Consider the following 1009-nt stretch of genomic DNA (forward strand, 5'->3'; position numbering starts at 1 on the left):
CGTCCTCGCACCCATGGCGGGTATCACCAACACCGCATTCCGTCGGCTCTGCCGCGAATACGGAGCCGGGCTCTACGTGAGCGAGATGATCACGTCGCGGGCGCTCGTCGAGCGCAACGAGACGACGATGCGTCTGATCCGCCACCACGAGTCCGAGACGCCGCGGTCGATCCAGCTCTACGGCGTCGATCCGCACACGATCTCCGAGGCCGTGCGCATCATCGTCGCCGAAGACCACGCCGACCACATCGACCTGAACTTCGGCTGTCCTGTTCCGAAGGTCACCCGCAAGGGTGGGGGAGCGGCGTTGCCCTGGAAGAGCTCGCTCTTCTCTCAGATCGTCACCCAGGCCGTCAAGGCCGCGGGCGACGTACCGCTGACGATCAAGATGCGCAAGGGAATCGATCCCGATCACCTGACCTTCCTCGACGCCGGTCGCGCGGCCGAAGACGCCGGCGTCTCGGCCATCGCGCTGCACGCGCGCACGGCGAGCGAGTTCTACTCGGGCTTCGCCGATTGGAACGCGATCGGCGAGCTCAAGCAGGCGGTGACGAGCGTCCCGGTTCTCGGCAACGGCGACATCTGGTCGGCCGACGACGCCGTGCGCATGATGCAGCAGACCGACTGCGACGGAGTCGTCGTCGGGCGCGGATGCCTCGGCCGTCCGTGGCTGTTCGGCGAGCTCGCAGCGGCATTCGGTGCCGAATCGCACCCGGTCGACGCGACCCTCGGCTTCGTGGCCGACGCCTTCCGTCGCCACGCCGAGCTGCTCGTCGAGTTCTTCGAAGACGAGGACCGCGGATGCCGCGACGTCAGGAAGCACGTCGCCTGGTACTTCAAGGGCTACCCTGTGGGCGGCGACATCCGCACCGGGCTCGCGACGGCATCCAGCCTCGCCGAGATCGACGAGATGCTCGGCCAGCTCGACCACACGGCGCCGTACCCCGGCGCCGACGCCGAAGGCCCGCGCGGTCGATCCGGTCGCCCGCAACGCCCGGCGCTGCCGGAC

The 1009-nt window shown here is 68.7% G+C and carries 1 protein-coding gene; it reads left to right on the forward strand.

The genetic code is table 11. The features are described 5' to 3' along the window. On the forward strand, nt 1–1009 hold a 1009-nt coding region (gene dusB / locus J7E68_RS19025), incomplete at both ends, for a tRNA dihydrouridine synthase DusB (RefSeq protein ID WP_215175107.1).

It is taken from the genome of Microbacterium sp. ISL-103 (genome assembly GCF_018613995.1).
Lineage (GTDB): Bacteria > Actinomycetota > Actinomycetes > Actinomycetales > Microbacteriaceae > Microbacterium.